This is a genomic window from uncultured Merdimonas sp. (genome assembly GCF_963929015.1).
GTDB lineage: Bacteria > Bacillota > Clostridia > Lachnospirales > Lachnospiraceae > Merdimonas.
The window spans coordinates 111,723-131,212 of record NZ_CAWVHE010000018.1 but is presented as its reverse complement, the minus strand read 5'-3'; the positions used below and the strand labels follow the sequence as shown (position 1 = coordinate 131,212).

Below are 19,490 nucleotides of genomic sequence, written 5' to 3'. Positions count from 1 at the left end.
GTGCCTTTTCTTTGCTTCATACTGCTTACTGATTTCTCTTCTGATCCATCTGGCGCATCTTCAGCTTCAGGAGCGCTTTTGCCTTCAGACAGTCCAGCTCTACCATATTATTTTCTCCCACAACATTGGTTTCTGTCCCGTCTTCGCTCTTATTGATATCAATGATACCGTCCAGATAATCGTTGACTACCACAAACTGCGCCACCGTACCGCTGAAATTCAGGCCAGTCACCGGAATCCCGCGGATGCCCAGCTGCTCACAGGTGTTGGTATAATCTACGTCGCTGTTTCCCCAACCGTCGGAGGAAAGGATCACACCGTCCGCACGCATAGCTTCTGCCCATACGGCGGTTCTGGTTCCCACCAGAAGCTTATCCTTATTATCATCCGGTGTTCCTACAATAATAATGCCCATCAGGTCCAGGTCCGTATCAGCAGCCACTACTTCCAGCAGCGGATCCCGGAAATGATGCAATGTCGTTTCTTTTGTCGATGGTCCAATACCCATATCTTACACCTCCTACTGCATAGAGCGGATAATACCGTCTCTGTACTCATTCGGAGTGATCAGGATCGGCATATTGCCCATATCTATGATTGAACGTCCTCCTTCTACGCCAGACGGCTCATTTGAGAACAGATGGGTGTCATACATCGCACCTTGTCCGGCCACCTGTCTTACGATCAGAACACGTTTCTTTCCAGGTCTTACAATATCATGATACTCATGACGCTCCGTACACTTTTCGCCTTTGAATTTTTTAAGCTTATCCCGGTAGGTCTGAATAAATTCATCGCAGACGCGATGTGCAGCCGTAGGACCCGGCCGTTCCTGCCCCATGCCTGCCGCCAGCGTCACGTCAAAGGAAATGATGTAATCATTGTCCCCCGGCGTCCCCGCCCGGTTCAGATATAACTGATCCTTCAGGTTTCCTTCAGAGGAGCCAAATTCATGGCACTGCTTTCCGTTTACGTCCACGCCTGTCAGCATGACGTACACGCCTGTGATCGTATGTGTGATGCCCTCGCCCAGTTTCCCCAGCACCTTTGTGGAGATCGGGATGATATCCATGATGGTATTGGTCCACCGGTCATGGTCGCCTGGTTTGATGATCTGAATATCGATCTTTTCAATATGTTCTTCTTTGGCAACAAGCTCATCCAGCATTTCTTTGCTGACTGTCATATGTCCGTCCACGGTAATATCATTATGCTCGCCAAATTCCACATCTGTCATATGGAAAGCCTTGATCACGAGACGTCTCAAATCGATTTCTTTTTCTGCCAAATCGTTCACCTCCTGCTTTTATAAAAGAAGGGCAGATGAAGATCATCTGCCCTTTCCATACGTTTCCTTAGATCTTAGCTACATACTCATACGGCAGCGGTACGATGGTTCCAGGTGTCTGGATCTTGATCAGCTGCTCAAGAGTTGCTTTTACGATCTGTGTCTGCTGTTCAACATTGTGCGGTCCACCAGCGTTAGCTCCCATAGGAACCAGCGGAGCAACTGCACGAGGAGTACCGGTCTGACGAACAACCGGAGGAAGAGCTGCAATGATAATAGTAGGAATTCCAGCTTCTTCAATCGCTCTCTGCACCAATACTGCAGAGCGGTGGCAGGTTCCTCAGCCAGCGGTGAGGATGACTGCGTCTACGTCCTCTTCTTTGAACATCTGTGCGATAGCCGGTCCAGTCTCGTGTTTGAATTTCTCCTGGTTTCCGCCGCCGCCCATGAATCCGGCGTGTACCGGAGCGCAGGCTCTGATGAAGCCTTCTGCTGCCAGCTCATGGATTCTGTCGATGGGGAACATGCAATTGATGTCTTTGTTAACATCACTGTTGTCATATCCACCATGGGATACCATCAGATCACTGGATGGTGTGGTGTTCTCGATTTTTCTCCATGTCCAGTCACCAGCAAGATTAAATCTTTCCTGGGATTTCTTATGAACACCTGCTGCTGTCGCAAGAGCGATAGACATATCTTTCAGCTCTTTTGTTACAGGAGTCCATACTGCCGGTGGAGTAATAGGTACGAAGATTTCTGATTGTAAACCTTTAACAACCGTTAAACTCATTTTTAGACCTCCTTATTATCCAAACGAGTGCGCATTTCTTCTTGTTTGCGCCGTTCTTTTTCGATATTGCTGACATATTTATCATTTATTTCCGGTCCAAGCTGCTCCGGAAAGCTCATGTTCCATCCGATCTCCTGGCCTACTTTCGGCTCTGTGTCACAGATGAACATCCGCTTCGGCGCTTTGAAGAACCCTAGGCGTCCTTTCAGGTCGACGCTGATACTGCAGTCGTCAACATCTACTACAACGCCTTCCATATAAATGATCTTGTCACCATAATGCAATCGTTCGTTATTCATGTAACTGCCTTCTTAAATTAGTCGTATTTTTCCTTACGCTTCTGGCTCATCGGCAGAGACTGCTCGTTCTCAACAAGCTCAACCTTCTTGCCGTAAGCAGCTTCGATCAGCTCTACGTTGGTAGATTTTACGTTCGGATTCCACTTCTTCTCAGCAGCCTTTACTTCTTCTCCAGCCATAGCTGTCTTCAGCATAGCCAGTGCACGGATCGCATCCTCTTCGCAAAGAGTGTTGCAGCCAAGAACCTCGTTCTCGATACCGGACTCGGACTTGTTGTTGTCAACCATGTAGGTCATGTACTTGTTACCAACAACCAGCGCGCCCTGTACTGCACAGTAGGACATACCTACTACCGGAACGCCTCTCATACCGATCTGCTCGATATGGCTTGCGAAGTCGATGTGGTTGTTTCCGAAACCTTCTGTTGTAACGAAAGCTCCGTCTACGTCCATCATCTCTACAGTGTGTCCGACACGTTTGGATACATAGAATTTCTCAGCGTTGATCTGCGGGCTTCCTACGAATACAACGCCGCAAAGGTCAACTTCCGGATCATGCAGAGCTTCCAGAACCAGAGGCTCTCTCCAGTAATGTCTGGACATTTCCTTGGAAGCAGGTCCGATACAGGTCAGAGCATGGATACATCCATCCAGAACCTCCAGCGGAGATACGCATACCGGAACATTTCCTAAGTCTACGTTTGCTCTTGCGCCAAGGATTCCTACAGGCTCTACAGGAAGGATGAAGTTATCATGCATAGCTCCCTGTCCCATGATCTCCTTAACGATAACAACTTTCTTCTTGCCAGGACGACGAACCTGTTTCAGTTCCTCTGTATCAACTACCAGGCTCTCATCCAGTTCTTTCATCACTTCACGGATCTCCTGAGTGATCACATCAAAAGCGGTGTGGGCAGCCATAGGTCCACGACGCTCCATGTTGGTCTTCTCCTGGATCACGATGTTACCTTTGATAAAGATCTCGCCTTTATCCGGGCAGCTCGGACGGTTCCACATAATGTTCTCATCCAGGTATCCTTCGGAAGAACCGAACTCACCGATCTGAACTCCGCCTTCATCTGTACCGGTCAGCATCATTACAACGCCGTCCAGAACTCTTGTTACGCCTGTACCAAGGTCAGCGTCGCCTTCCTTTGTAGCGATCGGCTGAACGTCCATGATTGTCTCGGAATAGGTGTGATATTTGTCAGGAGTGATGATCTCCAGATGGAAATCTTTTACCAGTTCCTGATTGTCGATAACTTCCTGCTCAATGCCTTCACGGATGTAAAGAGTAGTTCCCTCGATCTTGGTCTCCGGTCCTCTCTTAACTTCTGTGATGTTGAAGTGCTTTCTTGTCAGGCTTCTTACGACTTTCTCCTCGCCAGCCTCTGCTGCCGGTGCTGCTGCGCCTGCTGCAACTTCAGCGCCAGCCGGTACCGGAACTGCTGCTGCGCCGCCTGCTCCAAGTGCTCCAACCGGGATCTCAAGGTCGATGTCCTTTCCTTCTCCGATGTGGATCTTAAGAACTCCGCCTGCTGCCGGTGCTGCCGGTGCAACCGGTGCCGGTGCTGCCGGAGCCTCCGGAGCTGCTTCCTCTTCTTCCTCTGCCGGTGCGCTCGGTGCTTTTACTCCGTCCAGTACATCTGCTGTTAACGGGCAAAGAGAATCACAAGTTTTTGTAAGCTTTGCTCCCAAAACTTCTTCGATGGTAAGGCATCCATCGAGGCTTAATAATCCTGAATCTACCAAATCATCAAAGATCGCCGGATCTTCCAGATTCGCAGGTTCAATTGTGATGCCAGCTTCGGCTCTGCAGCAAAGAACCGCAGGATCATGTGCATGAGCTTTCGCTGTTTCAGCTGTGATTGACATATTGTTTTCCCTCCTTGTTAGGTTTGCTTAAGTCCACCCTTCCGGGCTTTGTTTGTATATAACAGCCGCAGGACCGCCGGGGAGTCCTCTCTTTCTCCCTGGACAAAAGAATCGGGGGCCTTTCATCCTGACTGTCCGCGACAGCAATACCGATATTAGAAATCGATGTCCTGACTAACCTCTTTGGAAATCTTCAGTGTTCTGTAAAGAGGATGTCCCACTGCTCTCATAACGTGGTCTGTCTGATGGAATACCTTCAGTCCCATCTTCGGACCGGATGCCATAACTGTGTTGGAGCAGTCTGAGCAGTTTCCGATAATGATGTATTCACATTTATCTTTCTTAAACTGCAGGTTGTTCTTTACCTGTCCCGGACAGTTTCCAGGACGCAGGCACTTGAGCGGTGCGCCCGGCTTGCTCTCGATCGCCTGTTTACATCTGCATACAGATACGACCTTGCCGTTCATCTTCTCTGCGATCTCGCGCATTCGGTCTTCGCTTCCGCCGCAGGCACAGACTAAGAGGCCTACGTTTGCGCCGTGAAGATCCGGGAACTCTACGCTTACCAGGATACCGCCTGTAGTCTTGGTGATCGGCTCTTCTACTGTAGTAGACTTGCCTGTAAAGGCTCCGCCCATTACGATCTCGCCGTATTTTCCATCAATGCCGCCGGCCTTTTCGATCAGTTCGCCGACGCTTACGCCTACCGGCACGTCCATGAATACATGTGCTGCATTTCCGCCGTTTAATTTTCCGCGTACTGTCAGGTTCTTGGTAATGCAGGGCTTCTTCTCATCGATCGCCTCTGCCACCTTGGCTGCGGTCTCCAGATTCACAACTACAGATCTTGCCGCAGAAGGAAGCTGTGTCGGCAGAAGGTTGACACCCAGACATTCTCTTACTACCGCACGCTCCTCGCCCATCGGGTAGATGTCTGCCAGGAAGTGCATGGAGATGTCTGCCTCGTCTTTCAGCGCTGCCTCCAGATGCTTGATCGCGTCGTGATGTTTCTTCTTAATAGCGAAGATCGCTTTGTCTGCATGAGTCATCTCCATACAGTATTTCACGCCGCGGATCACTTTATCCGTCTGCTCAACCAGCTGCTTGATGTTGTGCTCCAGTCCCGGCTCGCACTCAGCTGCATTTACCAGGATATAGCTGTGCTCCAGTTTGAAATCAGCCGGCAGTTCCGGGTTGATCTCCGGATCCAGCTCTGCAAGCGGTGTCTCCGCAAGGTTGATGTTAAGCTTTACACCGGTGGGGAATCCTGCTCCGCCCATGCCGACGATACCTGCCGCCTTCACCATGTCCAGCTTGGTGGCATCTTCCGGAACATCGATCGGAACAAATTCATCCGGCTGCTCTGCAGCAGGCTCAATGATGATCCTGTCCTCTTTGATCTCTGTGACCTTACCATAGACACTGGAGAAAATATTTGCTCCAAGTCCGGTAGGGGTCGCAATGAGTGTACCTTTTTTTACGTCCGCCCCAACCTCAACACAGGGAGCACATGGTGCACCGACGTGCTGACGCAATAAAATTTGTACATTTCCCATGACGCATATCTCCTTTTTCTTTTTTATAAGTAAAAGTGAAACTTCACAGTCTCCTTACTTATTCCCCAACATCTTGTTTTATAAAAATATTCTATAGGAACATCTTGCTATTTTTTTAACAGCAAAACGGTCTTTTCTGGCGAGGGCATGTGGGAATCGAACCCACCCGGGACGCTCTTAACGCCCCACACTAGTTTTGAAGACTAGGAGGCACACCAGTCACCCATCTACCCCCATCTATGCCCAAATAACATAACACAAATTGCCGCAGATTTCAACACTTTTGTTCATTTTTATCATAGCAAAAAAAGATTGACTTTTCAAGCTCTTTCAGCCATAATAAGACTAAAGAACTGGACTTGATACTAGAACGCAGTCTATTTGTTAAAAAACTATCGTTCTTGAACATGATTTTCTACTTTCAGAAAAAGACACAAGAAAAACCAGGGGAGGTTTTTTATGTGTTTTTATAACACCTTATAGTTTTTTTCTATAAGTAACTTCATGAAAAATATTTAAGGAGGGACAATTATTATGAAGTTAGAAGCAAAGGTTAATTTTAACCGCTTTGAGGCAGCTCTTCAGGTTGTGGACGCTCACACCGAAGGCGAATTCTGCCGCATGGTCATCGGCGGTTTCCCGGAGCCGGAAGGAAACACCATGATCGAGAAGAAGAAATGGATGGAGAAAAACTACGACAATGTTCGTACCGCTCTGATGTTTGAGCCAAGAGGACATCACGATATGTTCGGCGCTTTCCTCTGCGAGCCTGTAAATAAGGAAGCAGACTTCGGCGTAATGTTCATGGATACAGGCGGATACCTGAACATGTGCGGACACTGCACCATCGGTGCTGTTACCGTTGCCGTTGAGGCTGGTCTGGTTGAGTCTCACGAAGGAGAGAACGAAGTGGTTCTTGACGCTCCTGCAGGACTGATCCGCACCAAGGCCATCGTAAAAGACGGAAAGGTTGAGAGCGTAACTCTTACAAACGTACCTGCTTTCGTATACAAAGAAAATCAGAGCGTAACCATCGATGGAAAAGAGATCAAATTCACCATTTCCTTCGGCGGAAGCTTCTTTGCACTGGTAGACACCACACAGCTTGACATCGGTGAGATCAATGCAAAGAGTGTTCCGGCTTACCAGAAACTTGGTATGCAGATCCTGGACGCTATCAGCAAAGAGATCCCGGTAAAACATCCGCTGCTTGACATCGACAGCGTTGACCTGGTTGAGTTCTACGGACCGACCCCGAATCCGGACAAGGCAGATCTTAGAAACGTGGTTATCTTCGGCGACGCTATGGCTGACCGTTCTCCGTGCGGAACCGGTACCAGCGCAAAACTTGCCACCCTGCATCACTGGGGCGAGATCAAAGTTGGCGAAGAGTTCCGTTATGAGAGCTTTATGGGAAGCATCTTCAAAGGCGTGATCAAAGAGACTACAAAGGTTGCCGACTATGACGCAGTCATCCCGATGATCACAGGAAGCGCTTACCTGACAGGTGTTGCTACCTACCTGATCGACCCGACCGATCCGTTGAAATATGGTTTCCAGGTGGGTTAATTCCCGGATTGGCAGATCGTTTTTAGAAACAGCTTAGACAAGGAGCGGGTCAGGATCCTCTGATCCGCTCCTGTTTTCTTTTCTTCTTGCAAAGAGGTGATCTTAAAGATGCCCAGAAAAAGGATTTCCACAAAGAGCCGGATTGTAAAAGCGGCATGGAATCTTTTCTATAAAAACGGATATGAACAGACCACAGTGGAAGATATCATCAATGCTTCCAAAACTTCAAAGGGGACATTTTATCATTATTTTAAAGGGAAAGAGGCTCTTTTGAATTCCCTGTCCTATCTGTTTGACGAAAAATATGAAGAACTTGCGGCTGTGATTGACCCTGACATGTCTGCCCGCGATAAGCTTCTCTATCTGAACCATGAATTATTTTATATGATCGAGACCAGTGTGGACATTGATCTTCTGGCCTTCTTATATTCTTCACAGCTGATCACCAAAGACAAAAAGTCTTTGGCTGACAGCAAACGCTTTTATTTTAAATGGATCACCGAGATCCTGGAGGAAGGCTTAAGAAACGGAGAATTCAAAAACACCAGCACCGCAAAAGAGCTGATGGCCATTTACGCGATGTTTGAGCGGGCTCTTCTCTACGACTGGGCGCTGTACCGGGGAAAATATTCCCTGTGCGGATACAGCGACCGGCTGTTGCCTCACGTTCTCGACACTTTTGCAGACGGCATCTAAAAAGCGCTGTACAGCCCCGGAGCAGATCCGCGGAAATACAGCGCTTTTCCTGTTCTTACTTTTACCATCCCAGAAGACTTTTCAGCGTCTTTGTCTTTTCTCTTCCCACCGGGATCACTGTTTTTTCATAACCTTCCATTTTCAGCCCAAAGCTGTTGTTCCCCCAGGGAAATACCTCCCGTACTTTTTCCAGGTTGATGAGATAACTCTTGTGACACCGGAAAAACGGCATATCCGGAAGTCTTTTCTCGAAATCGCCGATCCCCTTGCCATCGTAATATTCATGTTCCCTTGTATGGATCAGACATCCCCTGCGGCAGGTTTCAATAAATACCAGGTCTTCTATATTTTCAAACACGGTTTTCCCATCACTGTTGATAGCGATTTTCTTTGGATGAGACTTTTCTCCTCTGTCTTCTCCTCTGCCGGCAGCGCCGGACGGCATACAGCGGGAAAGCACTTTTCGGATCCTCTCTTTTTCGTAGGGTTTAAGCACATAGTCGTCTACCCCCAGTTCATATGCTGTCACAGCATATTCCGAATAAGCCGTCACGAAGATAATCCCCGCCTCAGGCTGCATGGCCCGGATGGCATGGACCAGATCTGTTCCGCTGATATCTCCCAGATTGATGTCCAGGAAAAACAGGTCATATTTTCCCTCGCCTGCAAGCCCCAGCGCTGCGGCGCCGGAATCGCCTTCTGCAAAGTCCACGTCTCCCAGCAGCTCCCGCAGCTGCCAGATCAATTCGCCTCTGGCCGGCCTCTCATCATCAATTACCGCTATTCTCACGTTCTTACTCCTCTTCCTTTTCCTTTAAAAACCTTAACGTAACACAACTTCCTTCCGGGGAACTTACAATAGCAAGCCCAAAGGATTCCCCGTAAGCCTTCTTCATCCTCTGGTTTACATTCCGAAGACCGATACTTCCCCCAAAAGGCTCATTTTTCTTAAGTTTGTCCAGCACCTCCTGAGGAAATCCTTTCCCCTGATCCCGGATGGATACCTGGTACTCTTCCGGAGTCTCCTGCACGCAGATATGAACCTTGCGCCTTCCGTCCGGACCGATCCCGTAGCGGACCGCGTTTTCTACCAGCGGCTGCAGGATCAGGGTCGGGATCCGGATATCCATCTGCTTTGGCAGATCATAGGAAACCTCCAGTTTATCTTCAAAACGGGCTTTTTCAATCTCCAGATAATTGCGGACATGCTCCAGCTCTCCCTCCATAGGCACCATATATTTCCCTTCGTTCAGATTATAACGAAAATAATTTGCCAGGGTGATCAGAAGCTCCCGGGCTCTGTCTGCATTTTCTCTGCACACATAGGAGATGGTGTTGAGCGCGTTGAATAGAAAATGCGGGTTTACCTGAAACTGCAGGGCCCTGAACTCTGCCTGCTGGCGGAGAAGTCTTTGCCGCTCCAACTCTGACATCGCGATCTGGGCGGATGCGATCTGCACCAGGTTCTGCAGCAGTTCGACGTCGCTCTGCCGGAAAACCCACTGTCTTTTCGTCCAGACGATCAGACATCCAATGGCTTCCTTTTCTATCATAAACGGGGCTGCGATCATGGAATATTCCCGCATCCATTCATACCATGCGCTGGTTTTCGGCACCTTATAGGCGATCTCCAGTTCGCCTTTCTTCATGGCGGCAAGTCCGATCTCCGGAATCCCGTCCAGATCCGGAAGATCCGGCAGGCCGCTTTCTGTCGTCTTCCCCTGCAGCTCCTTATGGCTCCCGGGAAGTTCTCCCGGCAAAGCGGATTCCTTCTGGCCGCCGTCCTCCTTCTTCTGCTCTTTCCAGGCCAGGATGCGTTCCCGGTCCGTAAGGATCACACCTGTCCAGCCGCTGGCTTCCAGAAGCACCGACACCAGTTCCTTCATATTTTCCTCATCCTCAAGACCGTTCCCAAGAAGCGGGATGCAGCGCCGGCCAAGTTCCGAGGCCATCTGCAGCTGACGGCTGCTCTCAATATCCTGCCGGATAAAAATATGGTTGAAACTGGAAATAAAGAGGAGTATGCCCGACGCGTTCATCACTGTCATCAGAACTCCGGTCTTTTGCACCGTATCAAGAGCCAGAGAAAACGGGCTGACCATCCTTAGAATAATCACAAGATCACAGATTTCTGCAAAACAGGTCAGGAAAAACAGGTCTCTGTATTTCCATTTTCCCCGTTGAAAATATGGGTAAAATCCCCCGCCCAGAAGGCCAAACAGTACCGTCGAAAAAGCCGACGCCATCGCAAAAGCGGCCGATCCTGCAAAAAAATAGATATAAACCGCCCCGATCACAGAAGCATACATCCCTACCAGCGGACCGCCAAGAATCCCGGCGGCAATCGCCGCGATCACACGGGTATTCATATTGTAACCGTCCATATCAATCCCTGTATATACAGACAGCACGATCACCGCGCCAAACACCACCGACAGAAACACCTGGCCCGCGCCGCTTCGCCGCTCCTGGGAAATAGCATTCTGGATCAGCTGCACCTTCGACAGAAGCGTCGCCACCAGCACCAGCAACGCAATATTCAAAACCACCTCAAAAAGCAAACTCTCCATGTGGATCCTCATACTTTCCACCCTCCCGGATACACATACCTGGAACTATCATACCACAAATCCCCGGGATGTGGATAATTCCCGTGGATAAAATGTGGAAAACATCAATTGGGGACGGGGGATTTCTGAAAATCCCCCGTCCCCAATTGATGTATGATTTGTTAGGTAATAGATGGCTTATTCGTAAGCGACGGTTTTTTTGTCGTTGTAGACATCCAGATCCAGTTCGCCAAGTTTTTTGGCTACCAGCATGCCTACCATGACGTCTACGTCTACGTTCATCAGTGTACGGAACATTCCTGCGAACCAGTCGATTCCGATCAGGACTGCGATGCTGTCCATCGGAAGCCCCAGTGAGGATGCCAGGAAGGTGTACACGATCACGGAGCCGCCCGGTACGGAAATGGTTCCCATGCACATCAGGCAGGATAAGAGGATTGCCATACCCATCTGGTATACCGTCATTTCGATTCCTGTGGACTGTGCCATGAAGAAGATGGCGGTTACATAGCACATGGCCGCGCCGCAGCTGTTCATGGACATGGTAATAGGTCCTGTAAAGTCTGCCACTTTGCGGCTGACGCCGAATTTGGTGACTGCGTCTTCCATTTTTGTTTGAAGGCAGATCGCGCCGGATGTGGTGGTGACTGCCATCAGGGACATTTTGCCGAATTTTTTCGGCATCTTAAATGGATTGACGCCGCAAAGTACCGCTGTGATCGGGCCGTAGATCAAAAACTGGATCACGTCGCCGATCAGGAGCACTCCCAGGAATTTGGCCATCGGGATGATCACTGCAAATCCTGTGGATCCTGCTACGTCTGCCAGCAGGCAGAAGATACCGATCGGGGCAATGTACATAACTGTTTTGATGATATTGGTAATGACTTTATTTAAGCCGATCACCCAGTCCGCCATATTGCGGTTTCCACTCTGGCGGGTATAGGCTCCCATGGCCACGCCGAAGAAGATTGCAAATACGATACACGGCACCATGGATCCGTCAGCCATAGATTCCACTACGTTTGTAGGAACAAAGTTCAGAAGGGTATCCTGAAGGGACGCGGCCTCTACTGCCGTCTCTGTTACTTCCTCTGCTCCGGAGAGGTCAATGCCAAGTCCCGGTTTTACCAGCATGGATAAGACTACGCCCAGCACTGCGGCAATCGCTGTAAAAAACACGATCCATTTGATCGTATGCACGCCCATTTTCCCAACGTCTTTTCCGTCGCCGCCGCCTACTGCAGCCGCTACAGAAGACATAACCAGAAGCACCACGGACATCTGGATCAGTCTTAAGAAAATGTCTCCGATAAACTTAAGATTCTCTGCCCAGGGGCCTATCAGTGCGCCGAATACGATACCTCCGACTGTCGCGATCAGAATCTGCGTGGTCAGAGATATTGAAAATCTCTTTTTCTTTTCCATCTCTCATTCCTTCTTTCTTTTTCTTCTCTTTTCTTTTTTCTTCTCTTTTTGCCCTGCTGCCTTTTCAGGCAATCCGTTCTTATAAGCTATTGCTTATTCTATCTATTTTCAGAAAAGAATCAATAGCTTTTGTTTAAACGGCAGTTTCCTCCGCAGGAAATGTCGATTCTGACGCACAAAAGGACTGCGCCGCAAACAGCGCAGTCCTTTTATTTTCCTGTGTTTCATTTACACCATACACTCGTGCATGGCTTCTTCTTCAATCCCGGCCTCTTTCATCGCCGCCGCGATTTCTTCCCGCTCTTCCAGCCGCGCGCACCAGGACAGTCCGCAGCCGGCCGAGATGGCTCTTGGCACAGGTATGATCCGTCCGGGGACATTTTGTTCCTTGCAGACCTTTTCCATAGCCATGGCATCCGCGGTCGTATGAAATGTTATGACCAGTTTCAGTTCTTTTTTTCTCATTTACTCAATCACCACTTCGATGTGTCCATCCTTCTCGGCAGATGTGGTCTTTTTGCCGTGATCTTTGGCATATTTCTCCACATTTGTCTTCTGATGGGGTTCTGTAACCAGAACCTTCACCGGTCCGTCCGCACTTTTAAGCGCCTCCGCAGTCAGCATCAGCGGTTCCGGACAGGACAGTCCTCTTGCATCTACTTCTTTCATTGATCTGTTACCTTCTTTCCTAGAATACTACGGTTCCTGTCATTTTTCAATAAAAATCCTCTGCCGCCCTGTTTATTTCGACTCACGTTTATTGGTAAACGCAATAATAAACAAAACTACAATACAGATCACGCAGGCCACTTTGCCATTTAACGGTACAGCGCCTGCAACGACTTCCTGCGTCTCGGCGTCCAGAGCGGTTCCGCTGGCAGCCAGTCCCAGATTGTGGCACAGCGCTGCTGCCACGAACATTCCCACAACCGTCATGGCCGCGTCAGAAGAGCCCTGACCCGCCAGGATCAGCTGGCGAAGCGGGCATCCGCCTGCAAGCACTGCCGCAAAACCGACTGTGTACATGCCCAGGATATTCCACAGATGATCGGAATGAGCGATGATACCTGGTGTGTCAAAGCCAAGGACAAAACGTCCTGTCGCAAGATTGAACACCAGCATGACAACGAACAGTCCTGCGATCACACAGAACAGGTCAAAATTTTTCATCAGGATGATATCGCGGATGCTTCCTGCAAAGCACATTCTGGACTTCTGGGCAAATGCTCCGAATACCAGTCCGCCGATCAGAGCCAGGATCACCGGCGCGTGCATGCTGCCGGGGCCGGTTTCGCTACTCTTAAGAAGCGTGGTAAATACAGCCAGGATCAGGATTCCCACTGCGATCACAGAGATCACAACACCGCTTTCTTTGTTGGACACATAGGAACGTCCCAGGCTGAATCCTTTCTTTAATGCAAATACGCCGGTCGCGATCCCCAGGATAAATCCGATCAGAGCCACCCATGCGTTCAGGTCGCCGGCTGACATACGGATCACCATACGGAGCGGGCATCCCAGGAATACCAGGGCGCCGATCATAATGATCATGCCGAGGATGAAACGGATCATCGGAGAGGAACCCGCAGTAGAACGATATTCTTTTGTTGCCACAGAGATCAGGAATGATCCCAGGATCAGACCGATGATCTCCGGTCTTGCATACTGTACCGCCTCTGCCTGGTGCATGCCCAGCGCTCCTGCTGTATCACGGATAAAGCAGGCAATACAAAATGCCATGTTTGCCGGGTTTCCAAAGTATGCAAGAAGCGCCGCTACGATACCACATACCACGCCGGCCAGTGCCAGTTTCTTTTTTGAATCTGATAAATTCATGTTTTTCCTCCTTGTAACTCTCATTCCAAAAGAGGATCTTTCCCTGATATTTCCAGAGAGAAAACAACTACTCCTCTTTGGCTAATTCGCGGATCGCCCTTATGGCAGTATCCACTTCTTCCTCCGTATTGTAGTGAGAGAAGCTGAATCTTACCGCCCCCTGTTCTACCGTGCCCAGCGCCTCATGCATCAGGGGGGCGCAGTGGCCGCCGGATCTGGTAGATATTCCATATTCAGTAAGAAGCGCGTCGCTCACTTCGGAAGAATCATAATCACCGATATTCAGAGTCACGATCGCACAACGATTTCTGGAATGGAAATCGCCGTAGATCTTTACACCCGGAATTTCTTTTACCCCTTCGTAAAAACGCCACATCAAATCCTGTTCACGGGCGCGAATAACATCCACGCCCGTTTTTTCCAGGTATTCCACGGCTGCATGAAGGCCTGCGATGCCGTGTCCATTGAGCGTACCCGCCTCCAGAGCGGTGGGCATCTCGACAGGATGCGTTTTACTGTAGGTCTGCACTCCGCTTCCGCCAGACTTTAAGGGCCGTATGGCAAGTCCTTTGCGGACATACATACCGCCGGTGCCCTGGGGCCCCAGCATTCCTTTATGACCGGTAAAGCAAAGCACGTCTATCTTCATTTTCTGCACGTCGATTGAAAATACGCCTGCTGTCTGAGACGCGTCTACCACAAATACGATCCCTTTTTTTGCTGCCATTTCTCCGATGGGTCGGGGATCCACATAATTTCCCGTAAGATTGGAGCCGTTGGTGCAGATGATCATCTTTGTATCCTCCGCAATCGCATCCTCCATATCTTTCAGATCAAAACAGCCGTTTCTGTCACTTTTTATAATCGTCAGACGAACACCCTGTTTCTCCATCTCATACAGCGGCCGAAGGACAGAATTATGCTCCAGCATGGTTGTGATCACATGATCGCCAGGAGTAAGGATCCCTTTAATGGCGATATTCAGACTCTCGGTAGAGTTCGGCGTAAACACGATCTGCCTGGGGTCTTCTGCACCAAAAAGACGGCACAGTTTCTCCCTGGTATCGTAAATGATACGGGACGCACTAAGAGAAGCCTCATTGACGCCTCTTCCCGCATTCCCCATAGAACTCATTGCTGTTACTACTGCATCGATCACTTCCTGCGGCTTGTGCATGGTCGTCGCCGCATTGTCCATATAAATCATTACAGATTCCATCCTTTCTCCGGCGGGAGGACGATCGTTCCTCCCCCGCATATTAGTATATTCTGATTTCTCTCATTCGTCTAACTGAAAACTATGATAAGAGAGGCCTGTTATAGAAAATATCTATATCAGGCCTCTCTTTTATTTTTCTACCTGGTAAACTTCTTTTACAATCTTTATAAAACGCTCCGCCGACCGGGAGAGCTGATAGTTTTTGTTGTACACAAGATTGATGTCCCTTCCCTTATCTGCTCCGGGAATAGGGAACGCAAGGATGCGTCCTTCTGCCACCTCGTCCCGGGACGCAAGACCCGACAGAACTGAGATCCCCAGTCCCTGGGACACTGATTTTTTGATGGTTTCCTGATTCTCAATGCTGGCGATCACATCCAGTTTTGTCACATCAATCCCGGCGCGGGCAAACTGCTTTTCTGCTTCCTTGCGGGTTCCGGATCCTTCTTCCCTCATGATAAATGATTCCTGAAGGATCCAGGAGATATCTTTTGGCGACTCTTCCCGGATCTTCCGGTACTTTTCCGTATTCGGCGTGATCACCACCAGCTGATCCTTGTAAAACGGCACATACCGGCAGTGCTTCTTCTCCAGCGCTGTTCCGGTCAGGCCTACGTCCACCATGTGATCGATCACCCGCAGCACCACCTTGGCGCTATCCATTTCCAGGATCTTCAGCTGCTCATCGGGATATTTTTCGTTATACCGCTTCAGGATCTCCGGAAGAAGATACTGTGCCGGCACTGTAGAAGCTGCAATTGTAATACAATGCTTCCCGGTTTCTTCCTCGCTGCCGAACCTCTCCTCAATCTTCTGCGCCAGATCCATCATCGGCTTGGCATATTTGTATAATTCTTTTCCATCTTCCGACAGACTGACTTCCTTGGTATTGCGGATAAACAGCCTGACATTCAGTTCCTTTTCCAGGGACGCGATGTGGGCGCTGATGGTGGGCTGCGTCAGATACAGCTCTTTGGCCGCCCGGGAAAAGCTCCCTCCTTCTGCCACCTGGACAAATGCTTCTAATTGTTTCAAATTCATTAGTACGCTACCCTTTCACTTTCTGCTCCCATTTTTTTCGTGATCTTTAAGGCGTCCATATATTCCAGGATCGGCTTGGCGCTCTTTCTGCTGGTCTGGAACATATCCCGGACCTGCGCGATGGTGATCAGCGGATCCTCCGCCAGATGTGCCCTGATCTTCTCTTTCGCCTCTTCCATATATTCAGTCAATGTAAACATTTCTTCCGTCACTTTTACGATTCTTCCTTCAGTGAGAAGGATATTCAGGATATCATCCGCCGTCTCCTTCGGAGTCCCTTTCAGATCAATCTCCGAATAACGGACAAAGTCGAATCCAGCCTTCTGAAAGGTATCCAGGAAATATCCGGATACTTTCTGGTAATCGCTGTCTTTTCTCACTTCATACTCCGGCGTGCACAGGAATTCTTCTACCCGCCTGATATCGCCCTGGCTGACGAAATATTCTACAATCCGGTCAAATACATTGGGCCGGATCTTCTGAAAATAAGTGGTCTGAACCTCTGCCTTTTTCATTCCGTAACGATAAGGATAGGTTGCTTCATACTTTTTCAGCGCCTCTGTCAGAACTGCCCTGGCTTCCCGGATGGAATCCGCATGCCACGCATAAGTGTCTTTCCGCATCTCAAATACCGTCACCAGCCCCTGCTCTTCCAGCTCTTTTATATCTTTTTGGACCTCATCCGCCGAAAGCGCCGTCAGCTTGGCAAGTTCCGCTACCGTGATCAGTGTATCTCCATGTTTCTTTACATGCAGTTCGATCACGTCCGCAGAGGAGCCGGATTCCTTTTGCCGCAGTTCTTCGATCACGCTTTCCTGAAACCGTTTTTTCACTCCCGGGTTTGGCTCCAGGATCACGCCGCCGCCAATGGTTTCCATGGGAGAATAAAACCGCACGACGAATTTATCGCCTCTTCGCACAGCGATCTCTTCCTCCAGCCGAAGCTGCACATACCCGCTTTCCCCCGGCCCGATCTCCTCCTTGTCAAGAAGGACGGCACGGCACAGGATCTCGCTGGTACCGGTAAAAAAATGAAGTCTGGTATGATTGGTCAGCACCCGCATGGAAGAATCCAGCACGTTCAGCTTCACATCCAGAAGATCTGTATTTTTCATGCTGTCAGGCGGAGCCAGCACACACCCTCTCTTAATCTCTTTTTTCTTTACATTGGACAGATTAATGGCCACCCGCTGTCCGGCATAACATTCCTTTTTGTCCTGTCCGTGAACCTGGATGCTGCGGATCTTACATTCCTTGCCGATAGGATACATTTCCAGCGTATCTTCCTTGCGGATGGTGCCGGATACCAGTGTGCCGGTAATGATGGTCCCAAATCCCGACATGGTAAATGCACGGTCTATGGGCAGTCTCGGGATCGTATGGATGTCTTTTTCGATCACCTCATCGCTTGACATATGTCCGATCACCTCGATGAGATGGTCAAGCCCCTCTCCTGTGGCAGCCGATACCCTGACCACAGGCGCTTTCTCAAGAAATGTCCCGGAGAGTTCCTCCCGGATCTCTTCCTCTACCAGCTCGATCCATTCTTCATCCACCAGGTCACATTTATTGAGAACAATGATACTCTTCTCAATCCCCAGAAGGCCCAGGATATCCATATGCTCTCTGGTCTGGGGCATGATCCCTTCGTCTGCCGCGATCACCAGCAGTACCAGATCCATCCCCACGACTCCGGCCACCATATTATTGATAAATTTTTCATGGCCAGGCACGTCGATGATGCCTGCCCGGTCTCCTCCGGGAAGATCAAAATACGTAAATCCAAGATCGATCGTGATCCCTCTTCTCTGCTCCTCTTCCCAGCGGTCTGTATTTCTTCCGGTCAGCGCCTTGATCAGAGTTGTTTTCCCGTGATCAATATGCCCCGCCGTTCCTATGATGATATTTTTCATGCTACATGCTCCTAAACTGATCTGCTATCACTTTAAACTGTCGGGTATCTATAGTCCGGACATCCAATAGAATGGTGTCATTCGCTGTCCTTGGAATGATCGGCACCGGAAGATGACGCATCTTTTCCTCCAGCTCCGGCACGCTCACCTCTTCCGGCGAGATGGCCGCCGCATAGCTTGGGATTCGCTCCAGAGGCAGCGAACCGCCGCCAATCTGGGATTCGCAGGGCATCACCTGGAACCGCGCCGCAAATCCGGTCCTCCGGAGCATCCGCACCAGGCTCTTTGCTTTCTTCTCCATCTCTTCCTTCGGTTCCGTGATCATCCGCAGGACCGGGATATTTTTCACCGCCTTCTCCTCTGACAGATATTCCTGCAGCACCAGTTCCAGCGCCGTGGCAGTAAACTTATCGATCCTGAGCGCCCTGGTCAGCTGATTCTTCTTCATCCTGTCAATGTATTTCTTCTTGCCGATGATGATGCCGGCCTGCGGTCCTCCCAGCAGCTTGTCCCCGCTGAAGCAGACCACGTCCGCTCCTTTTGCAATGGACTCCTGTACCATAGGCTCATGAGTCAGTCCGTATTTTGCCAGGTCGATCAGCACGCCACTTCCCAGGTCTTCAATGATAGGCAGTTCATGCTCGCCTGCCAGGCCGATCAGCTCGTCGATCTCTACAGATTCTGTAAAACCTACAATCCGGTAATTGCTGGTGTGGACTTTCAGAAGCGCTTTCGTCTCTTCTGTAATGGCGTTCTTATAGTCGTCATAATGGGTCTTGTTGGTGGTTCCCACTTCCACCAGCGTGGCGCCGCTTTGCTCCATCACATCAGGAATACGGAATTTTCCTCCGATCTCCACCAGTTCTCCTCTGGACACCACGACCTCGCCGCCTTTTGCCAGGGAACTTAAGATCAGCATCACGGAAGACGCGTTATTATTCACGGCCATAGCCGCCTCTGCTCCGGTCAGTTTGCACAGAAGTTCTTCAAAATGCGAATACCGTTCCCCTCTTCTTCCGGCTTCCAGATTATACTCCAGATTGGAATAGCCGCATGCCACTTCTGCGATCCGTTTCATATGCTCCGGACTGATAGGCGCCCGGCCCAGATTGGTATGAAGGATGGTCCCTGTTCCGTTGATCACCGGCCGCATGTTGGGGGTATGAATTTCCTCCACAGTCTGTCCAATGGCGTCTGTGAGCCCGCCGATGGCCGCCTCGATCTCCTTCTCATCCTCGCATTTCCCAATAAAAGCCCGCAGGCGGTCCGTCTCCTTCCGGATCGACTCCATGACCGTTTCCTTGCTGTAGCGGCAGATCAACTGCCGGATCCGTTCCTCCTCCAGGAGAATGTCTACTTTGGGTATTTTCCGGTAAAACACATTTTTGTTCATTCTTTGTTTCCTCTC

Annotated in this window: 18 protein-coding genes and 1 tRNA gene; 2 read left to right on the top strand and 17 right to left on the bottom strand. The window is 49.8% G+C overall.

All coding sequences use genetic code 11. The annotated features are described in order from the left end of the window. Positions 1-25: 25 nt before the first annotated feature. The 7 genes from ABGT54_RS11630 to ABGT54_RS11600 all read right to left on the bottom strand — a co-directional run bounded on the left by ABGT54_RS11630 (position 26) and on the right by ABGT54_RS11600 (position 6,045). Positions 26-508: a glycine/sarcosine/betaine reductase component B subunit gene (locus ABGT54_RS11630; protein WP_346664228.1), complete on the bottom strand. Its 483-nt coding sequence runs from the start codon at positions 506-508 to the stop codon at positions 26-28. A gap of 12 nt (positions 509-520) precedes the next feature. Beyond that, positions 521-1,288 (bottom strand): proline reductase cluster protein PrdD, encoded by a 768-nt coding sequence (gene prdD / locus ABGT54_RS11625; RefSeq protein WP_346664227.1) that lies wholly within the window; start codon positions 1,286-1,288, stop codon positions 521-523. Positions 1,289-1,355: 67 nt separating this feature from the next. Next, positions 1,356-2,081 carry a D-proline reductase (dithiol) protein PrdB gene (gene prdB, locus ABGT54_RS11620; protein ID WP_204908367.1) on the bottom strand — a complete coding sequence of 242 codons (726 nt, stop codon included), beginning with the start codon at positions 2,079-2,081 and terminating at the stop codon, positions 1,356-1,358. A 2-nt stretch (positions 2,082-2,083) separates the two neighbouring features. Continuing rightward, on the bottom strand, positions 2,084-2,380 hold the full coding sequence (locus tag ABGT54_RS11615) for a CBO2463/CBO2479 domain-containing protein (RefSeq protein WP_204908366.1): 297 nt from the start codon (positions 2,378-2,380) through the stop codon (positions 2,084-2,086). A 17-nt stretch (positions 2,381-2,397) separates the two neighbouring features. Then, on the bottom strand, positions 2,398-4,254 hold the full coding sequence (prdA, locus tag ABGT54_RS11610) for a D-proline reductase (dithiol) proprotein PrdA (RefSeq protein ID WP_204908365.1): 1,857 nt from the start codon (positions 4,252-4,254) through the stop codon (positions 2,398-2,400). A 155-nt stretch (positions 4,255-4,409) separates the two neighbouring features. Beyond that, positions 4,410-5,810: a proline reductase-associated electron transfer protein PrdC gene (locus ABGT54_RS11605; protein ID WP_346664226.1), complete on the bottom strand. Its 1,401-nt coding sequence runs from the start codon at positions 5,808-5,810 to the stop codon at positions 4,410-4,412. Positions 5,811-5,947: 137 nt separating this feature from the next. Next, positions 5,948-6,045: transfer RNA gene (locus tag ABGT54_RS11600), tRNA-Sec, on the bottom strand. A gap of 299 nt (positions 6,046-6,344) precedes the next feature. On the opposite strand from ABGT54_RS11600, the gene ABGT54_RS11595 reads away from it, so the two are divergent. Both ABGT54_RS11595 and ABGT54_RS11590 read left to right on the top strand, forming a co-directional pair. Further along, on the top strand, positions 6,345-7,379 hold the full coding sequence (locus tag ABGT54_RS11595; RefSeq protein WP_346664225.1) for a proline racemase family protein: 1,035 nt from the start codon (positions 6,345-6,347) through the stop codon (positions 7,377-7,379). Between the two features lie 108 nt (positions 7,380-7,487). After that, on the top strand, positions 7,488-8,075 hold the full coding sequence (locus ABGT54_RS11590) for a TetR/AcrR family transcriptional regulator (RefSeq protein WP_346664224.1): 588 nt from the start codon (positions 7,488-7,490) through the stop codon (positions 8,073-8,075). A 61-nt stretch (positions 8,076-8,136) separates the two neighbouring features. Here ABGT54_RS11590 and ABGT54_RS11585 read toward each other — a convergent pair whose 3' ends face one another. The 10 genes from ABGT54_RS11585 to selA all read right to left on the bottom strand — a co-directional run bounded on the left by ABGT54_RS11585 (position 8,137) and on the right by selA (position 19,475). Then, the gene (locus ABGT54_RS11585) at positions 8,137-8,865 is read right to left on the bottom strand and encodes a LytTR family DNA-binding domain-containing protein (RefSeq protein ID WP_346664223.1); all 729 of its coding nucleotides are present in this window, start codon (positions 8,863-8,865) and stop codon (positions 8,137-8,139) included. A gap of 4 nt (positions 8,866-8,869) precedes the next feature. Continuing rightward, entirely contained in the window at positions 8,870-10,657 is a 1,788-nt protein-coding gene (locus ABGT54_RS11580; protein WP_346664222.1) for a LytS/YhcK type 5TM receptor domain-containing protein, read from the bottom strand. 165 nt (positions 10,658-10,822) lie between these two features. Continuing rightward, entirely contained in the window at positions 10,823-12,073 is a 1,251-nt protein-coding gene (locus ABGT54_RS11575; protein WP_346664221.1) for a dicarboxylate/amino acid:cation symporter, read from the bottom strand. A gap of 228 nt (positions 12,074-12,301) precedes the next feature. Continuing rightward, entirely contained in the window at positions 12,302-12,538 is a 237-nt protein-coding gene (locus ABGT54_RS11570) for a DUF3343 domain-containing protein (protein WP_346664220.1), read from the bottom strand. Then, positions 12,539-12,742, bottom strand: a complete 204-nt coding sequence (locus ABGT54_RS11565; protein WP_346664219.1) for a sulfurtransferase TusA family protein — start codon at positions 12,740-12,742, stop codon at positions 12,539-12,541. 72 nt (positions 12,743-12,814) lie between these two features. Then, positions 12,815-13,909, bottom strand: coding sequence for a YedE family putative selenium transporter (gene yedE / locus ABGT54_RS11560; protein ID WP_204908356.1), 1,095 nt, complete (start codon positions 13,907-13,909; stop codon positions 12,815-12,817). Between the two features lie 67 nt (positions 13,910-13,976). Next, positions 13,977-15,116 carry an aminotransferase class V-fold PLP-dependent enzyme gene (locus ABGT54_RS11555; RefSeq protein WP_346664336.1) on the bottom strand — a complete coding sequence of 380 codons (1,140 nt, stop codon included), beginning with the start codon at positions 15,114-15,116 and terminating at the stop codon, positions 13,977-13,979. A gap of 141 nt (positions 15,117-15,257) precedes the next feature. After that, positions 15,258-16,169: a selenium metabolism-associated LysR family transcriptional regulator gene (locus ABGT54_RS11550; protein ID WP_346664218.1), complete on the bottom strand. Its 912-nt coding sequence runs from the start codon at positions 16,167-16,169 to the stop codon at positions 15,258-15,260. Further along, on the bottom strand, positions 16,169-18,082 hold the full coding sequence (gene selB / locus ABGT54_RS11545) for a selenocysteine-specific translation elongation factor (protein WP_346664217.1): 1,914 nt from the start codon (positions 18,080-18,082) through the stop codon (positions 16,169-16,171). Before selB ends, ABGT54_RS11550 begins: the two co-directional genes overlap by 1 nt. A gap of 1 nt (position 18,083) precedes the next feature. Beyond that, positions 18,084-19,475 (bottom strand): L-seryl-tRNA(Sec) selenium transferase, encoded by a 1,392-nt coding sequence (gene selA, locus ABGT54_RS11540; protein ID WP_346664216.1) that lies wholly within the window; start codon positions 19,473-19,475, stop codon positions 18,084-18,086. Positions 19,476-19,490 lie beyond the last annotated feature (15 nt).